The organism is Pannonibacter indicus (assembly GCF_001418225.1).
In the GTDB taxonomy this organism is placed as follows: domain Bacteria; phylum Pseudomonadota; class Alphaproteobacteria; order Rhizobiales; family Stappiaceae; genus Pannonibacter; species Pannonibacter indicus.
Map to the genome: position 1 here is coordinate 511,066 of NZ_LIPT01000002.1, position 14,324 is coordinate 525,389.

Below are 14,324 nucleotides of genomic sequence, written 5' to 3' on the forward strand. Positions count from 1 at the left end.
CGGGGCTGATATCAAGCTTGTGGCAATCCGCCGGCGCGGATGATGAATTCCGCCACCTCGGTCATGCCCTTGCCGGTCTTGGCATTGGCAAAAACGAAGGGCCGCGTCTTGCGCATGCGGGCGGCATCGCGTTCCAGCACCTCAAGGCTTACTTCCACATGGGGGGCAAGCTCGGTCTTGTTGATGATGAGCAGGTCCGAGCGGGTGATGCCCGGTCCGCCTTTGCGGGGAATGTCCTCACCGGCGGCCACATCGATCACGTAGAGCGTCAGGTCGGCCAGTTCGGGCGAAAAGGTGGCGGCCAGATTGTCGCCGCCGGACTCGATCAGGATCAGGTCGAGATCGGGGAAGGTGCGGGTGAGGTCCTGCACGGCAGCCAGATTGATGGAAGCATCTTCCCGGATGGCCGTGTGCGGGCAGCCGCCGGTCTCGACGCCACGGATGCGTTCGCTTGGCAGCGCCTGTGCCCGCATCAGGGCCTCGGCATCCTCGCTGGTGTAGATGTCGTTGGTGATGACGGCGATGGAATAGCGGTCGCGCAGGGCCTTGCAGAGCTGGCCGGTGATCGTTGTCTTGCCGGCGCCGACAGGGCCGCCAATGCCGACGCGCAAGGGTCCGTTGGGAGATGTCATGTGCGGAACAGCCTTGTGTACTGGGTTTCGTGACGCATGGACGCAATGTCCGCGATGAAGGTGCAGCTGCCAAGCCCCTTGATCCCGCTGGCTGCGGCGGTCTTGGCCGTCTCAAGAACCTGAGGCATCAACCCCGCCAGCACCCGCTGGCCATCGGTCTGGCCAAGGGGCACGGCGCGCACCGCAGCGGAAATGATGTTGGCGGCAAAGGCATGGAGATAGGCGGCAAGGCTTGCATCGAGCCCGATGCCGGATGCGGCGAGCGCGAGCCCGGCGGCAACCGGATAGGGCCATGGCTCCGCCGCTGCACCGCCTTGTGCCAGGGTCTGGAACAGGGTTGCGTCCGGGACAGCGTCCGGGCGGCCGTGGTCCCAGGCATTTCGGACAGTAGCCAGAAAGGCGGTGCCTTGCGCGCTTGTCTCCACATACCGCTCGCGCGAGGGGCAGAGGGCCAGGCCAAGGGCGGCCAGCTCGCGCAGGTGGTCCGCATCGCCTGCCATCGCTGCGCGCCAGCTCTCCGCCAGCAGGATGCCATCCGTCCGGCCAGAACCATGGCGCAGAATGTCACCAAGCCAGAGGTGCAGGCTTGCGGCATCCTTCACTTCGCCATCCTCGATCACCTGCTCCAGCCCGTGGCTGTAGGTGAAGGCCCCCACCGGAAAGGCCGGCGAGAAGAAGGCCTGCAGACGGTAAAGCTCTGCCAGCCCCATCGCCGGCAGGGGTGTTTCACATGAATCAGGGTGGACTTCAGCGCTCAACGGCCGTGCCCGCCGCCGGAACTGTGATCATGTTCATGGGAATGCGAGTGGTCATGAGCATGCGAATGACTATGCCCATGCCCATGCCCATGACTGTACGAGTGCGCATGAGAATGACTGTGCGAGTGGCTGTGACTGTGCGAATGCTCATACCCCTCATGAGAATGGCCATGCCCATGATCATGCCCGTGCGTGCGGCCCTGGCCATAGGCGCCGCCTTCCGGGTCGAAGGGCGCCATCGCGTGGGTGAGGGTGCCGCCGAGGCGGACCACCATGTCCTCGATCACGTGGTCATGCAGGATGCGCAAGGTCCCGTCCATCAGCTGTGTCGGCAGATGGCGGTTGCCCAGATGCCAGGCGATCCGCATCAGGGCGGCCGGTGAGGGCGCGGTGATGTCGGTCACAGCCTCCGGCGCCGCCTGAACCTTGATGATCCGGCCATCCTCCAGCTGCAGCCCGTCGCCATGGCGCAGCCAGACGGCCTCGGGAAGGTCCAGCAGGAAACTGGTGCCGCCATCGGTTGTCAGCAGTGCACGGCGCCGGTGCCGGTCTTCGCCGCCCAGGGTGATGGTGTCCAGCGACCAGTCCGGCCATGTCCCGGCCGGCCGGACGAGACCTGCGCGCAAGGGTGTGCTCATTTCAAGGCCTCCGCAGCGCGCTTTTTTTGCGCGCGCAACTTTTTGTTTCAGAACAGGAAATAACGCTGTGCCATCGGCAGAACTTCCGCCGGTTCGCAGGTCAGCAGCTCGCCATCCGCCCGTACTTCATAGGTTTCCGGATGCACCTCGACGTGGGGCAGGGCGCTGTTGTGGATCATCGAGCGCTTGGAAATGCCGCCGCGTGTGTTCTTCACCGGCAGGACAAGACTGTCCAGCTCAAGCCGGTCCTTGATGCCATGGTCATGGGCAGCCTTCGAGACGAAGGTGACCCGGCTTGCCGTCATCGCCTTGCCGAAGGCACCGAACATGGGCCGGTAATGCACCGGCTGCGGCGTCGGAATCGAGGCGTTGGGATCGCCCATGGGCGCTGCGGCAATGGTGCCGAGCTTCAGGATCATGTCGGGCTTCACGCCGAAGAAGGCAGGCGACCAGAGGACAAGATCGGCCAGCTTGCCCACCTCGACCGATCCGATATGCTCGTCCAGCCCGTGGGCGATGGCCGGGTTGATCGTCACCTTGGCGATGTAGCGCTTCACGCGCATGTTGTCGTTTTCGCCGGTCTCCTCGGGCAGGCGGCCGCGCTGCACCCGCATCTTGTGCGCGGTCTGGAAGGTACGGATCAGGACTTCGCCGACGCGGCCCATGGCCTGACTGTCGGAGGCGATGATCGACATGGCGCCCATGTCATGCAGGATGTCCTCTGCCGCGATGGTCTCGCGCCGGATGCGGCTCTCGGCGAAGGCCACGTCTTCGGGGATCGACGGGTCGAGGTGGTGGCACACCATCAGCATGTCGAGATGCTCGTCGATGGTGTTCTTCGTATAGGGCCGGGTCGGGTTGGTGGAGGAGGGGATGACATTGGCCTCGCCCACCACCTTGATGATGTCCGGCGCATGGCCGCCGCCCGCGCCTTCCGTATGAAAGGCATGGATGGTGCGGCCCTTGAAGGCGGCCTTGGTGTTCTCGACAAAACCGCTTTCGTTCAGCGTGTCCGTGTGGATCATCACCTGCACATCATACTCGTCTGCCACGGACAGGCAGTTGTCGATGGCCGCCGGTGTCGTGCCCCAGTCCTCGTGCAGCTTGAGAGCACAGGCACCCGCCAGGATCTGTTCCTCGAGAGCGGCCGGCAGTGAAGCATTGCCCTTGCCGGCAAAGGCGAGGTTCATCGGGAAACTGTCGGCGGCCTGCAGCATCCGCGCCAGATGCCAGGGGCCGGGGGTGCAGGTGGTGGCGTTGGTGCCCGTCGCCGGTCCCGTGCCGCCGCCCAGCATGGTGGTGACGCCGGACATCAGCGCCTCGTCGATCTGCTGCGGGCAGACGTAGTGGATGTGAACGTCCAGAGCCCCGGCGGTGAGAATGCGGCCTTCGCCGGCAATCACTTCGGTTCCCGGCCCGGCAATGATGGTGACGCCCGGCTGAACATCCGGGTTGCCGGCCTTGCCGATGCCGGAGATCCGCCCGTCCTTCAGGCCCACGTCGGCTTTCACGATGCCCCAGTGGTCGATGATCAGCACATTGGTGATCACCGTATCCACCGCCCCGGCGGAGCGGGGATGCTGCGACTGGCCCATGCCGTCACGGATTACCTTGCCACCGCCGAACTTCACTTCCTCGCCATAGATGGTGAAGTCCTTCTCCACCTCGATGATCAGATCCGTGTCGGCCAGACGCAGCCGGTCGCCGGTGGTGGGGCCGAACATGTCCGCATAGGCGGCGCGGGGCATCTTGAAGGACATGGGAGAACCTCGAAAATCACGTGTGAAAACAGGCGTCAGGGATAGGCACAGCGTCTCGCGCTGTCAGAGCGGTCCCATGACCTTCTGGTTGAAGCCATAGACCGTGCGGTCCCCGGTAAAGGGCACCAGCCGCACCTTGCGGGTCTGCCCCGGCTCGAACCGCACGGCTGTGCCTGCCGGAATATCCAGCCGCTGGCCGCGTGCCGCCTCCCGGTCAAAGGCGAGCGCCGGATTGGTTTCGGCAAAATGATAATGGCTGCCCACCTGCACGGGCCGGTCGCCGGTGTTGGCGACTTCCAGCTCGGTCACCGGCGCCCCGGCATTCAGCTCTATCTCGCCATCAGCGGGAAAAATCTCTCCGGGGATCATCGTTTCATCTCCTTGTGCCTGAAGCGTGATGGCAAGGTGTTGCCATGCAGCCCTGTGCTTCCGTCACCGTGCGGAAAAAGCCTGCCCATGCTGCCTTAGCGGATCGGCTGGTGGACGGTGACGAGTTTTGTGCCATCGGGGAAGGTGGCTTCCACCTGCACGTCGTGGATCATTTCGGCAATGCCCGGCATCACCTGGTCGCGGGTGAGAACATGGGCGCCTGCTTCCATCAGCTCCGCCACGGTGCGCCCGTCGCGCGCGCCTTCGACGACGAAATCGCTGATGAGCGCAATGGCTTCGGGATGGTTCAGCTTCACGCCTCGCTCCAGCCGCCGCCGGGCCACCATGGCGGCCATGGAAATCAGCAGCTTGTCCTTTTCGCGCGGGGTCAGGTTCACGTGGGTCCTCCGTTATGTGGCCCTGGTCTGCTCAGCAGGACCAGAGGCGGGGCAGGGGGGCCTGCCGGCAGGTTTCAAGAAAGGTGATGAGACCATCGCGCAGGCTGCGGCTGTCCACGCTGACGAAACGGGCCACGAGCTGGCCGTTCCAGGCGCTGACACCGCCGCGCAAGGGGCCGCCCTCGGGGGTGATCTGTTCCAGACAGCGGCGCGCGCGGGCAAGGCCGCCTTCTGCGTCCGGTCCGCTGTCGATGAAGGTGGCAAAGGCGCAGCCGCCTGCAGCGGTGGCGAGGCCGTCCAGCATCTGCGTGTCCGGGCCGATGGCGAGATTGTCGGCAAAGGTGAGCCGCCCGCCGCGCCAGATGCGCCATTGGTCGTGGAAGGAAAGGGTCTTCACGCTCTCGCCCATCGCCTTGCGGCCAAGCACCACCATCTCAAGGCCGGTGAAGCGGGCCGAGCCCTCAAGCCGCACATCCATCTTGCGGGAGAGGGAGCTGGCCTCAAAGAGGATCAGTTCCTGCGGCAGCCATTCCAGATGGGCGCCGTCTTCTGCGGACAGGCTGTTCAGCACTTCGCCCGTACCGCCGGAGCTGCGATAGGCGCGCTCGGCGGTCTGGGAGGTGAGGATGGCGCGGGTTCCGGCGGCGAGGTGTCCGGTGTAACTGAGACGATCGCCGCCGGTGATGCCGCCGGATGTGTTCAGCAGAACGGCCAGCGGCACAGTGCCGTAAACTTTCGGCAGGCGGATCTTGGCGGAGCCCGATTGATAAAGCCCATCCAGGCGGGTCTTGCCATCACGCAGGGCAAAGGAGACGCGGGCCGTGCCACGGGCGCGCTGCATTACTGGCAGGGCCTTGCCGCCGCCACCTGCTCCGCCACCCTCAATGCCCGCATCCGCCCGCATCCTGTCTGTGCTCTCCATCCCTTGCCCCGTTTGGGCTTTGTCTGATCTTGTGCCGGGAGCGCGGTCTCGCGCAAGGGGGCCCCCGGAAGCCGGTTCCGGCCCCGAAGAGAGCTGCTAGCAAAGCCGGGGCCATGTGCCTGCGCCTTGTGCGCCCGTGCCTATGATGTTTGGACCTGATCTGAAAATGTGCAAAAATCAGGCAAATGCCCAGAACATATGCAGTCTATTTGCTCACGGCCTTTCACATCCCCGTGTCGAGGCTTTGCATTCCTTAACCTTGATCGGGTATGGAGAAATGGGGGCTGCGTTCCGGGGCTGATCCGGGGCATTCGGATGACGAGGGTGTCGTGTTTTCGCGATTGATTGACAAGCGCCTGCTGGGCCTTGCTGCCATTTCCGGCTGGCTGTCCCTGTGCGGGCTGGCCGTTCCTGCCAAGGCGGACATCGGTCCCTATCTGGTGATCGATGCAGCCACGGGCACCGTGCTGGAAGAGCATGAGGCGACCCGGCCCTGGTATCCGGCGTCGCTGACCAAGATGATGACCGCCTATGTCACGCTCAAGGCTCTGCGCGAGGGGCGGCTGCAGCTGGACAGTCCGGTCACCCAGTCGGCCAATTCCCTCGCCCAGCCACCCAGCAAGATGGGCTTCAAGGTGGGCACGCAGCTGACGCTGGAAACGGCGCTGACCATCCTGATGGTCAAGTCCGCCAATGATCTGGCCGTGGCGATTGGCGAGACCGTGGGCGGCACCGAAGAGAATTTCATTGCGATGATGAATGCGGAAGCGCGCCGCCTCGGCATGCGCAGCACCCATTTCGTCAATCCGCACGGGCTTCCCGACAACCGTCAGGTCTCTTCCGCTGCCGATCTGGCGATCCTGGCGATGGCGCTGAAGCGCGAGTTTCCCGATGCCCACAAGTACTACCGTCATCCGGGCCTGAAATTTGGCAAGCAGACGCTGCGCTCCGCCAACCGTGAGTTCCTGCAGCGTGTGCAGGGAGCTGACGGGCTCAAGACCGGCTATATCTGCAATTCGGGCTATAATGTTGCCGCTTCCGCCACGCGCAACGGCCGCACCGTCATTGCCGTGGTTCTGGGCGCGGGGTCCGGGCTGGAACGCACGGCCTTCACCCGGGAGGTGATCGACCGCGGTTTCCGTCTTGGCGGGCGCGGCCAGCATGTCTCTACCCTGCCGCCGAGTGGTGCAGGACTTCCGGCAGACGGTTATTGCAAGCGCAACCCGAAGCTCGGACCGGAACAGATTCTGGCCCGCTATGATATCCGCCAAGCTGCGGGCAAGACGCGCTCTTCGGTAGCGTTCCAGTCGACGGGCGAGGGCCGTCCGGTCATTGCGGTTCCCTCAGGCGATGCGGAACCGGGAGAAGAGGGCGCTGAATTTTCGTCCAAATCCGGCAAGGTTGACTGGAACATGATCCTCGACCGCACGGTCGGCACCGAACTGGTGGCTTATGCGCCCATCACCGTGCGCACGGGCCTTGCACCAGGCTCTGTCCCTGCTGCTGTGGCCATCGCCCCGGCGGCGGCAGCTGACGCCACGGTTGCCGCTGAGCTGCCCTCCGTCCGTCTTCCTGCGTCCAAGCCGCTGGATCTCAGGCCTTCCGTGGTTGTCCCGGGCGCGGCACAGGGTGCGGTCCAGACCACCCCGGCCTTTGGCTCCCTCTTCAACGGCAATGTGCCAGCTTCCGCCGTCCCCAGAGCCAAAGGCGGCAACTGACGCAGAGCTGCGCGAAGGATATTCAAGATGACCGAAGCTCAGGATGGCGCTGCACAGCCGCAGCGCGGCCCGAAGCCGCCCATTCCCCTGTCCATCGTCACGGGCTTTCTGGGGGCCGGCAAGACGACGCTGCTGAACCGTATCCTCAAGGATCCGGCGATGGCGGATACGGCGGTCATCATCAACGAGTTCGGGGATGTCGGGCTGGATCACCTTCTGGTGGACCAGTCGAGCGAGGGCATTCTGGAGCTTTCATCCGGCTGCCTGTGCTGCACCATCCGGGGGGATCTGATAAACACGCTGGAAGACCTGCTGCGCCGGCTTGATAACGGCCGCATGGAGCGTCTGGCGCGGGTGGTGATCGAAACGACCGGTCTTGCCGATCCGGCGCCCATCCTGCACACGGTGATGCTGCATCCCTATCTGATACTGCGCTACCGGTTGGACAGCGTCGTGACGCTGGTGGATGCGGTCAACGGTTCTGCGACGCTTGATGCCCATCAGGAGGCTGTACGTCAGGCTGCTGTGGCCGACCGGCTGGTGCTGGCAAAGACCGATCTTCTGGAAGGCGATGCGGGAGCGGCAACCCTTGGCGCACTGACCGAACGGCTGAAGGCGCTCAATCCCGGTGCGCAGCTTCTCAACGGGCATAAGGGTGAGGCCGATGCCGCGCATCTGTTCAATGCCGGGCTCTATGATCCCGCCACCAAGATCCCCGATGTGGCGCGCTGGCTGAATGCGGAGGCCTATGAAGCTCACGGGCATCACCATCACGGGCATGATCACGCCCATGGCCCTCATCATGGTCATCACCACGGTCATGGGCACCATCATCACGATGTGAACCGCCACGACGACAAGATCCGCGCCTTCACCCTGACCGCGAACCGCCCTGTGCCTGCCTCGGCGCTGGAAATGTTCCTTGATCTGCTGCGCTCCGCCCATGGTCCGAAGCTCTTGCGGGTGAAGGGCATCATCCAGATCGCCGAAGACCCGGCGCGGCCCGTGGTCATTCACGGGGTGCAGCATGTGTTCCATCCGCCGGTCACGCTGGCAGGCTGGCCGGACGGCGACCGGCGCACGCGGCTGGTCTTCATCACCTATGATCTGGCCGAGGGCTTCGTCCGCCGCCTGTTCGATGCCTTCACCGGCGCCATGGTCAGCGATACGCCGGACGCTCAGGCCATGATGGACAACCCGCTGGCCATCTCAGGCTTCAAGCCGGGGTGACGCCTCAGCTGCGCTTCAGCCGGATCAGGCCTTCCTGGGCGGTTGAGGCGATGAGGTGGCCGCTGCGGTCATAGAGCAGGCCGCGGTTCATGCCGCGCCCGCCGGACGAGGAAGGCGCGTCGGTGGCGTAGAGCAGCCAGTCATCGGCCCGGAACGGCCGGTGGAACCACATGGAATGGTCAAGACTGGCAGCCTGGATCTGCGGGCTGAACACCGACTTGCCATGGGGAAAGAGTGAGGTATCCAGCAGCGTCATGTCCGAGGCATAGGCCAGAACGCATTGGTGGATGCGGGTTTCGTCGGGCAGGGGGCTGGTTGCGCGGACCCAGACATACTGCTGCGGCGCCAGCTTCTTCTCGCTGAAATAGTGGGTGAGATCGACAGGGCGCAGTTCGATCGGGCGTTCCCGCTCCCAGTAGCGGCGCACGTTTTCCGGCGCCACCTTCAGGAACTTTTCCTTGAGTTCCTGCTCGCTTGGCAGCTCTTCCGGCATCGGCACGTCCGGCATGTCGATCTGGTGTTCCAGTCCGTCTTCCAGCGTTTGGAAGGAGGCGGACATGGAGAAGATCGCCTGCCCGTGCTGGATCGCCACAACGCGGCGCGTGGTGAAACTGCCGCCGTCGCGGATGCGGTCCACGTCATAGATGATCGGCACCGCCGGATCGCCGGGCCGCAGGAAATAGCCGTGCAGGGAATGGATTTGCCGCTCTTCGACCACGGTGCGCGAGGCAGCGACGAGTGCCTGGCCGATCACCTGTCCGCCATAGACCCGTTGCCAGCCCGCTTGGGGGCTGCGGCCACGGAACAGGTTGTGTTCCAGCTGTTCGAGGTCAAGAATGGACAAAAGTGAGTTGATGGCCGTGTTCATTGCCGCATTCCTTGCTAAATGAGCGCATGGGGCTAAATGAGTGCATGGGATGCACCCGTGGCGCACCGTCCGTGAATGCCTGATTGGACGCGGTGTCCGGTCCGTGTCAATGCTGACCAAAGGGAAGATAGCCCGGAATTGTTGCGCAGCGCTTGCGAAACGGCCGGGCGATGAAGGAGATGAAGATGCGCGAGTCCCAAGCCGCTGACAGTCCTGCTCAGGAGAGCGCGGCCGATGTGGTGATCGCCGGCGGCGGATATGTCGGCCTGTCCCTCGCCCTGGCGCTCAAGCAGGCGGATCCGTCGATGGAAGTGGCCGTCATCGATCCCAAGCCCATGGACAGCCTTGCCAGGGATCCGCGCGCCTCCGCCATCGCTGCTGCGGCCTGCCGCATGCTGGACCAGCTCGGCATCTGGGATGAGATTCGCGCCACCGCACAGCCGATCAACGAGATGATCGTCACCGACAGCAAGCTGCGCGACACGGTGCGTCCGGTGTTCCTGACCTTTGCGGGCGAGACCGGCGGCGCCCAGGGTGACGAGCCCTTCGCGCACATGATCCCGAACGGTGCGATGCTGCCGGCGCTGTACAAGGCGGCGCTGGCGCTGGGTGTGCGGTTCCATGCGCCCGATACGGCGCGCGATTTTCATCAGGCAGGCGATCATGTCAGCGTGGCTCTGGCCAGCGGCGGGCGCATCAGGGCCAAGCTTCTGGTGGCAGCCGACGGCGTGCGCTCGCGCCTGCGCGATCTGGCGGGCATCCGCACGGTGCACTGGTCCTACGGCCAGTCGGGCATCGTCACCACGGTGAAGCACGAGCGGCCGCACAATGGCCGGGCGGAAGAGCATTTCCTCCCCGCCGGGCCTTTCGCCATTCTGCCGCTGCCGGGCAACCGCTCGTCGCTGGTCTGGACGGAGCGCACGGGCGATGCGGACCGGCTGGTGCGCGCCGATGATTTCACCTTCGAACTGGAGCTGGAGCGCCGCTTCGGCCACCATCTCGGCAAGCTGGAGCTGGACGGCCCGCGCCATGCCTATCCGCTGGGCCTGACGCTGGCGCGCGATTTCGTCCGCCCGCGCATTGCCCTTGCGGGCGATGCGGCCCATGGTATTCACCCGATTGCCGGGCAGGGGCTCAATCTCGGCTTCAAGGACGTGGCGGCACTGGCGGAAGTCATCGTTGAGGCCCGGCGTCTGGGTCAAGATATCGGCGGGCTCGACGTGCTGGAGCGCTATCAGCGCTGGCGCCGGTTCGACACGTTCCAGATGGGCGTTGTCACCGACGTGCTGAACCGGCTGTTCTCCAACGATCTTGATGTGGTGCGCGGCATCCGGGACTTTGGCCTCGGTCTGGTGGACCGGCTGCCGAAGCTCAAGGGCATGTTCATCCGCGAGGCCGCCGGTTTTGCCGGGCCTGCGCCCCGGTTGTTGACAGGCGAAGCGATCTGAGCGGGCATCAAGGATAAATGGGCATCGGGGGAGAAGATGACGGCAACAGTGTCTGCCGGTGCCGAAGCTGGCCCGCGCACCATCCTGATCACGGGCTGCTCCAGCGGCATTGGCGCGGCCTCTGCCCGGCTGCTGCGGGGGCGCAACTGGCGGGTGTTTCCGGCCGCGCGCAAGCCGGAGGACGTGGAAGCCCTGGCCGCACAAGGCTTTGAGGCAGTGCTCATTGATTATGAGCGGCCCGAAACCATTCATGCCGGGCTGGAAGCTGTGCTGGCGAAAACCGGCGGGCGGCTTGATGCGCTGTTCAACAACGGCGCTTATGCCGTACCCTGCGCGGTGGAGGATCTCCCCGTCGAGGCGCTGCAGGCGCTGTTTCAGGCGAATTTCTTCGGCTGGCACGATCTGACGCGGCAGGTCATTCCGGTGATGCGCGCCCAAGGGGCAGGGCGCATCGTGCAATGCTCGTCCATCCTCGGCTTCATCGCTATGAAATACCGGTGTGCCTATACGGCGTCGAAGTTTGCGCTGGAGGCCTATTCCGACACGTTGCGGCAGGAACTGCATGGCACGGGCATTCATGTCAGCCTGATCGAGCCGGGGCCGATTGACACGCGCTTTACCGAAAATGCGCTGGCAAACTTCCATCACTGGATCGGCAGGGAAGGCATGATGGCCTCGCCGCACCGCGCCACCTACGAGCGGCGGCTGAAGCGGATGGAAAACGGTGAGCCGGGTCCCTGGAAACTTCCGCCGGAAGCCGTGGTTGAAAAGCTGGTGCACGCCATCGAGGCGAGCCGGCCCAGGGCGCGCTACCGGGTGACGAAGCCCACCATCTGGATGAACATCGCCCGCCGGTTCCTGACCACGCGCGCCCTCGACAGGGTGCTGATGAAGGCGGCGGACGGGGAAGAGTGAGATCATCCCCCTTGCGCAGGTCTGCGTAAACGGGGCAAAGCGGCGGCGGGCATCCTGCCGCCTGAGGGGTACAGGAAATGGGCAGTTTCTTTTATTATCTGGTTCCCGTGGCTGTTGGCGCGGTGGCAGTCGTGCTGCTGCTCGGGCTCTGGAACATGATGCGCGGCGGTTCGTCCAACCGCTCGCAAAAGCTGATGCGCTGGCGCGTTGGCCTGCAGTTTCTCGCTATCGTCATCATCATGGCGGCGCTCTATTTTCTGGGGTCCAAGCCCTGACGCGCGCCTGAAGCGCGTCCTAAGGGCATGAGCGCCCGGGAGGCATTGCAGCATGGTTGTTCTGAACAAGATCTACACGAAGACCGGTGATGACGGCACGACGGCGCTGGGCTCGGGCGAACGGCGCCCGAAGTATGACCTGCGCATCGAAGCCTATGGCACGGTGGATGAAACCAACTCGGTGGTGGGCCTCGTCCGCCTCGCGCTTGCGGGTGTGGATGCTGAGGTGGACGCTATTCTCAGCCGCATCCAGAACGATCTGTTCGATCTTGGCGCCGATCTGGCGACGCCGGAGACGGACAAGGATCTGGGCTATGAGCCCCTGCGCATCACCGATGCGCAGGTGACCGCACTGGAACATGCCATCGATCATCTGAATGCGGATCTGAAGCCGCTGCGCTCCTTCGTGCTGCCGGGCGGCACGCCGGCGGCCACCTATCTGCATCTGGCCCGCACCGTGTCGCGCCGGGCCGAAAGGCTGATGGTGCATCTGGCGGCGGAGGAGCGAATCAACCCGGCTGCCACACGCTATATGAACCGTTTGTCCGACTTCTTTTTCGTCGCGTCCCGGTATCTGAATGACAAGGGCGCAGGCGACGTGCTCTGGGTGCCTGGCAAGAACCGGTAAGGGTCAAGCCCGTGCGGCGTTTGAGCAATTCAGGGCTTGATGCGTCAGCATCTCAAGACCTGGCATATGAGAAAACAGGGATCAGGCAGAGACGGATGTTTTTTCCCCTCTACGACCATAACTCCTTGCGCCACGTGCTGAGGCCCGTGGTCACGTGGTCGGTGATCCTCGCCAATGTGCTGGTCTATCTGCTCATTCAAGGCGGGGGCTTTGGCGATGCGGCTATTGCCAGCGCCTATTCCTATGGCCTCATCCCGTCCGTGTTCTTCGACACGAAGGATCTGGCGCCGGAGCTGACCGTCCTGCCCGCCAAGGTGTCACTCGTCAGCTATGCCTTCCTGCATGCCGACATCATGCATCTGGCGGGGAACATGCTGTTTCTCTGGGTCTTCGGCGATAATGTCGAGGATGCCATGGGGCATGTGAAGTTCCTTGCCTTCTATCTCCTGTGCGCGGCGGCAGGCGGGCTTGCCTTCGCGCTGCTGGATCCGGCTTCGGATGTGCCGCTGATCGGCGCGTCCGGTGCGGTCTCGGGCATTGTTTCGGCCTATCTCATGCTGCATCCACGGGTGCGGGTCTGGGTGCTGTTCATGGGGCGCATCCCCTTGCGCCTGCCGGCCCTGTGGCTGCTGGGCGGCTGGATCATCGTGCAGATCGCCAGCCTCTTCCTGTTCCAGAAGAGCCAGGTGGCCTGGGCGGCCCATGCCGGAGGCATTATGGCCGGTGCCGTTCTTGTGCTGGTGATGCGCCGTCCGGGCGTGAGATTGTTCGACCGGGATATGAGGACCTGAACCGGATGAGGTTTGCCCAAGCCTTTGCGTTGCAGCATGAACTGGGCGGACCTTCCGTAGCGCCATCGTTGACACCCGGCGTCCGGGTGTTTACCGTCGCGCGCCGAATGCAAGTATTGGCTGAAACCCGCCGTTTTCTCCGCGGGATGTTAAGCCGGCTCGACCTGTTGACGCAGTGCGGCAAAAAAGCCGCCGAAGCGGGAGGATAAGACCCATGAAAATCCTTGTGCCCGTAAAGCGGGTGATCGACTATAACGTCAAGGTTCGCGTGAAACCGGATGGTTCCGGCGTCGAGCTGGCCAATGTGAAGATGTCGATGAACCCCTTCGACGAGATCTCCGTTGAAGAGGCCCTTCGCCTCAAGGAAGCGGGCAAGGCGGCGGAAGTGGTGGTGGTGTCCATCGGGCCGGCTCAGGCGGCAGAGACCCTGCGCACCGCGCTGGCCATGGGCGCCGACCGCGGCATTCTGGTGAAGACCGATGCCACGGTGGAGCCGCTGGCGGTTGCCAAGATCCTCAAGAAGGTCGTGGAAGCCGAAGAGCCGGGTCTCGTGATCCTCGGCAAGCAAGCCATCGACGATGACTGCAACCAGACCGGCCAGATGCTGGCGGCGCTGCTCGGCTGGGGCCAGGGCACCTTTGCTTCCAAGGTCAGCGTTGGTGACGGCAGCGTGGATGTGACCCGCGAAGTGGATGGCGGCCTGCAGACCGTGACGCTGAAGCTTCCGGCCATCGTCACCACGGACCTGCGCCTCAACGAGCCGCGCTATGCGTCCCTGCCGAACATCATGAAGGCGAAGAAGAAGCCGATCGACGAAAAGACCCCGGAAGATTTCGGTGTTGACATCGCTCCGCGCCTGACCGTGCTGAAGACGGTCGAGCCGGCATCCCGTCAGGCTGGCGTGAAGGTTGGCTCGGTGTCCGAGCTTGTGTCCAAGCTGAAGAACGAGGCCGGCGTCCTCTAAGGACCCGTCA

At 64.2% G+C, this 14,324-nt stretch carries 16 protein-coding genes; 8 read left to right on the forward strand and 8 right to left on the reverse strand.

Annotation, left to right across the window (positions count from 1 at the left end):
- Positions 1 to 11: 11 nt before the first annotated feature.
- The 7 genes from ureG to ASC48_RS05320 all read right to left on the reverse strand — a co-directional run bounded on the left by ureG (position 12) and on the right by ASC48_RS05320 (position 5,477).
- Positions 12 to 632 (reverse strand): urease accessory protein UreG, encoded by a 621-nt coding sequence (gene ureG, locus ASC48_RS05290; protein ID WP_055454724.1) that lies wholly within the window; start codon positions 630 to 632, stop codon positions 12 to 14.
- On the reverse strand, positions 629 to 1,342 hold the full coding sequence (locus ASC48_RS05295) for an urease accessory protein UreF (RefSeq protein ID WP_055454725.1): 714 nt from the start codon (positions 1,340 to 1,342) through the stop codon (positions 629 to 631). Before ASC48_RS05295 ends, ureG begins: the two co-directional genes overlap by 4 nt.
- A 44-nt stretch (positions 1,343 to 1,386) precedes the next feature.
- The gene (locus ASC48_RS05300) at positions 1,387 to 2,028 is read right to left on the reverse strand and encodes an urease accessory protein UreE (protein WP_055454726.1); all 642 of its coding nucleotides are present in this window, start codon (positions 2,026 to 2,028) and stop codon (positions 1,387 to 1,389) included.
- Between the two features lie 47 nt (positions 2,029 to 2,075).
- Positions 2,076 to 3,788, reverse strand: coding sequence for an urease subunit alpha (ureC, locus tag ASC48_RS05305; protein WP_055454727.1), 1,713 nt, complete (start codon positions 3,786 to 3,788; stop codon positions 2,076 to 2,078).
- 63 nt (positions 3,789 to 3,851) lie between these two features.
- Entirely contained in the window at positions 3,852 to 4,157 is a 306-nt protein-coding gene (locus tag ASC48_RS05310) for an urease subunit beta (protein WP_050474055.1), read from the reverse strand.
- A 95-nt stretch (positions 4,158 to 4,252) separates the two neighbouring features.
- On the reverse strand, positions 4,253 to 4,555 hold the full coding sequence (locus tag ASC48_RS05315; protein WP_019964339.1) for an urease subunit gamma: 303 nt from the start codon (positions 4,553 to 4,555) through the stop codon (positions 4,253 to 4,255).
- 31 nt (positions 4,556 to 4,586) lie between these two features.
- On the reverse strand, positions 4,587 to 5,477 hold the full coding sequence (locus ASC48_RS05320; protein ID WP_055454728.1) for an urease accessory protein UreD: 891 nt from the start codon (positions 5,475 to 5,477) through the stop codon (positions 4,587 to 4,589).
- A gap of 329 nt (positions 5,478 to 5,806) precedes the next feature.
- Between ASC48_RS05320 and ASC48_RS05325 the strand changes: the two genes are divergently transcribed.
- Complete coding sequence (locus tag ASC48_RS05325; protein ID WP_279626034.1) at positions 5,807 to 7,195, forward strand: D-alanyl-D-alanine carboxypeptidase family protein; 1,389 nt, start codon at positions 5,807 to 5,809, stop codon at positions 7,193 to 7,195.
- A gap of 27 nt (positions 7,196 to 7,222) precedes the next feature.
- Positions 7,223 to 8,425 carry a CobW family GTP-binding protein gene (locus ASC48_RS05330; RefSeq protein WP_055454730.1) on the forward strand — a complete coding sequence of 401 codons (1,203 nt, stop codon included), beginning with the start codon at positions 7,223 to 7,225 and terminating at the stop codon, positions 8,423 to 8,425.
- Between the two features lie 4 nt (positions 8,426 to 8,429).
- Here ASC48_RS05330 and tesB read toward each other — a convergent pair whose 3' ends face one another.
- The gene (gene tesB / locus ASC48_RS05335; RefSeq protein WP_055454731.1) at positions 8,430 to 9,293 is read right to left on the reverse strand and encodes an acyl-CoA thioesterase II; all 864 of its coding nucleotides are present in this window, start codon (positions 9,291 to 9,293) and stop codon (positions 8,430 to 8,432) included.
- Positions 9,294 to 9,478: 185 nt separating this feature from the next.
- Between tesB and ASC48_RS05340 the strand changes: the two genes are divergently transcribed.
- The 6 genes from ASC48_RS05340 (at position 9,479) to ASC48_RS05370 (ending at position 14,314) form a co-directional block, all read left to right on the forward strand.
- The gene (locus ASC48_RS05340; protein WP_055454852.1) at positions 9,479 to 10,741 is read left to right on the forward strand and encodes a ubiquinone biosynthesis hydroxylase; all 1,263 of its coding nucleotides are present in this window, start codon (positions 9,479 to 9,481) and stop codon (positions 10,739 to 10,741) included.
- Between the two features lie 36 nt (positions 10,742 to 10,777).
- On the forward strand, positions 10,778 to 11,656 hold the full coding sequence (locus ASC48_RS05345) for an SDR family oxidoreductase (protein ID WP_055454732.1): 879 nt from the start codon (positions 10,778 to 10,780) through the stop codon (positions 11,654 to 11,656).
- A 77-nt stretch (positions 11,657 to 11,733) separates the two neighbouring features.
- Entirely contained in the window at positions 11,734 to 11,931 is a 198-nt protein-coding gene (locus ASC48_RS05350; RefSeq protein WP_055454733.1) for a twin transmembrane helix small protein, read from the forward strand.
- Positions 11,932 to 11,983: 52 nt separating this feature from the next.
- Positions 11,984 to 12,559: a cob(I)yrinic acid a,c-diamide adenosyltransferase gene (locus ASC48_RS05355; protein WP_055454734.1), complete on the forward strand. Its 576-nt coding sequence runs from the start codon at positions 11,984 to 11,986 to the stop codon at positions 12,557 to 12,559.
- Between the two features lie 95 nt (positions 12,560 to 12,654).
- Positions 12,655 to 13,350 carry a rhomboid family intramembrane serine protease gene (locus ASC48_RS05360; RefSeq protein ID WP_055454735.1) on the forward strand — a complete coding sequence of 232 codons (696 nt, stop codon included), beginning with the start codon at positions 12,655 to 12,657 and terminating at the stop codon, positions 13,348 to 13,350.
- Between the two features lie 214 nt (positions 13,351 to 13,564).
- A complete protein-coding gene (locus ASC48_RS05370) occupies positions 13,565 to 14,314 on the forward strand; it encodes an electron transfer flavoprotein subunit beta/FixA family protein (protein ID WP_055454737.1) in 750 nt (249 codons plus the stop codon).
- The last annotated feature ends 10 nt before the right edge of the window (positions 14,315 to 14,324 follow it).

Coding starts and splice junctions, on each gene's coding strand:
- ureG (WP_055454724.1), bottom strand. CDS start 632: ATGACATCTCCCAACGGACCCTTGCGCGTCGGCATTGGCGGCCCTGTC.
- ASC48_RS05295 (WP_055454725.1), bottom strand. CDS start 1,342: ATGGGGCTGGCAGAGCTTTACCGTCTGCAGGCCTTCTTCTCGCCGGCC.
- ASC48_RS05300 (WP_055454726.1), bottom strand. CDS start 2,028: ATGAGCACACCCTTGCGCGCAGGTCTCGTCCGGCCGGCCGGGACATGG.
- ureC (WP_055454727.1), bottom strand. CDS start 3,788: ATGTCCTTCAAGATGCCCCGCGCCGCCTATGCGGACATGTTCGGCCCC.
- ASC48_RS05310 (WP_050474055.1), bottom strand. CDS start 4,157: ATGATCCCCGGAGAGATTTTTCCCGCTGATGGCGAGATAGAGCTGAAT.
- ASC48_RS05320 (WP_055454728.1), bottom strand. CDS start 5,477: ATGGAGAGCACAGACAGGATGCGGGCGGATGCGGGCATTGAGGGTGGC.
- ASC48_RS05330 (WP_055454730.1), top strand. CDS start 7,223: ATGACCGAAGCTCAGGATGGCGCTGCACAGCCGCAGCGCGGCCCGAAG.
- tesB (WP_055454731.1), bottom strand. CDS start 9,293: ATGAACACGGCCATCAACTCACTTTTGTCCATTCTTGACCTCGAACAG.
- ASC48_RS05340 (WP_055454852.1), top strand. CDS start 9,479: ATGCGCGAGTCCCAAGCCGCTGACAGTCCTGCTCAGGAGAGCGCGGCC.
- ASC48_RS05345 (WP_055454732.1), top strand. CDS start 10,778: ATGACGGCAACAGTGTCTGCCGGTGCCGAAGCTGGCCCGCGCACCATC.
- ASC48_RS05350 (WP_055454733.1), top strand. CDS start 11,734: ATGGGCAGTTTCTTTTATTATCTGGTTCCCGTGGCTGTTGGCGCGGTG.
- ASC48_RS05355 (WP_055454734.1), top strand. CDS start 11,984: ATGGTTGTTCTGAACAAGATCTACACGAAGACCGGTGATGACGGCACG.
- ASC48_RS05360 (WP_055454735.1), top strand. CDS start 12,655: ATGTTTTTTCCCCTCTACGACCATAACTCCTTGCGCCACGTGCTGAGG.
- ASC48_RS05370 (WP_055454737.1), top strand. CDS start 13,565: ATGAAAATCCTTGTGCCCGTAAAGCGGGTGATCGACTATAACGTCAAG.